1 protein-coding gene is annotated in these 1,653 nt (G+C 49.4%); it reads left to right on the forward strand.

Annotated elements, in window-relative coordinates:
- The first annotated feature begins 284 nt into the window (after positions 1-284).
- Positions 285-1,640 carry a transposase gene (locus tag Q668_RS16550; protein WP_152521805.1) on the forward strand — a complete coding sequence of 452 codons (1,356 nt, stop codon included), beginning with the start codon at positions 285-287 and terminating at the stop codon, positions 1,638-1,640.
- The last annotated feature ends 13 nt before the right edge of the window (positions 1,641-1,653 follow it).

Genomic DNA, 1,653 nt, shown 5'->3' on the forward strand with positions numbered 1-1,653 from the left:
ACCAGAAATCACCATAACTCACCGAGAACTTTCAGTATCTCAAAGACTTTCTGTATACCGAGCCAGAGAAGTATTTCGAGAAGGATAACGAAAGTGAGATTTTCGGTGATTGTCGATGGGTTTTTCTTTCTGACGTTCTCGAGACTGGCAGCGTCAATCCTGACGACCTCTTCCATTGGATTCTCAACCAGGATGTCTTTGTCGATCTGGAAAAGGACCTACTTCGTCAACCAAGATACTGCCGAATATTTAGAACTCAGGCAGATTCCCTGTTACTTGCCGATGTGAAAAGCGCCTCCCGGCATACAGAACTTAGGCTTGGTGATCGGGTAAATTTTTGCGGCAATGTTTGCCGCGTCTCGTCTATCCACCCCCAGTTCTATCTCCTGGAGGATGACGCTTGTAGCGCAAAAAGCATTCCGAAAAAACTTCTGGAAGATCAGCTGGCGAGTGGTACTGCATTCCTTCACACAGAAGATCAGGGTGCGGTATTTAATCTGCTTCAGAAAGCTGGGCCGCGCGAGTTGGAACAAGCCAATCACCGTCTAAAGATCCTTGATGAGATCAAGGGTGGAAAACCGATGGACGAAGTTGCAAAGAGCCATAGTATTTCTGAACGCACCGTCAGAAACTGGCGCCGCCAATTTAACCTCGCCGAACAAGAGCTTGGCGAAGGCTTTGTAGGGTTGATTCCAAAGATTTCCGCAAGGGGAAACAGGGAGTCGCGGCTCGATCCCGCGACCAGCTCTCTCATCGAATTGACTCTTGAGGAGCACTACCTCAACAAGAAATCACCACCGCTCTCACATGCGTATGGGTTGTTTCTTCACGCCTGCGAAAAGAGCGAAATTCCAGCAGTCTCTCTCAAGACGTTTTCTTCATTTGCAAAAAGAATCGATACCGCCAAGAAGGTCCGTGCCAGATCAGGTGACAAAGCCGCCTATCAGCATGAAAGCGGCTCCAACAAAGGCAGGAAAATGCCTTGGGATTTGAGTGGTCAGTTTGCTATGGACGTTGTGCACACTGACCACACTCAGCTCGATATTGAGCTGGTGTCGTCGAAAAATGGCTTGGGTCTTGGTCGTCCCTGGCTAACGCTTTTTCTAGACGGGTTCAGCAGAAAGCCTGTCGGTTTCGCGATCCTTTACGATCCGCCCAGTTACCGGAGTCTTATGATTGGTATCCGGCAGATGGTCAAGAGCACTGGATACTTTCCTGCGTCGTTTGTGGTTGATGGCGGAAAAGAGTTCCAGAGCGTTTATTTTGAAACCCTGGTTGCCTCTAAAGGATCGTCAATCCAGAAGCGGGAGGGTAAACCCAGACAAGGAGCGTTGATCGAGCGTTACTTCGGTTCTGTCACCAGCCAACTCGTTGATAGGTTGCAGGGTAATACCCAGCCTACGAAAAACGTTCGCCAAATGTCGAGAGATATGAACCCGAAACGAAGTGCTATTTGGACCCTGGAGTCGCTTCACTCGGCGCTTGATTCGTTCTTAGGGCTTTATTCTAGTTCCGACCATCCCGCACTTGGCTGTTCTCCGGAGTACCAGTTCGAGAGGAGTATGGCCAGAGATGGCGCACGAACAATTAGAAAGGTGGAATACAACACCGATTTCACGATTTTGACATGTCCACCGTAAGCGTCCGCCCATC

This window comes from Marinobacter sp. ES-1, from assembly GCF_000475255.1.
In the GTDB taxonomy this organism is placed as follows: domain Bacteria; phylum Pseudomonadota; class Gammaproteobacteria; order Pseudomonadales; family Oleiphilaceae; genus Marinobacter; species Marinobacter vinifirmus.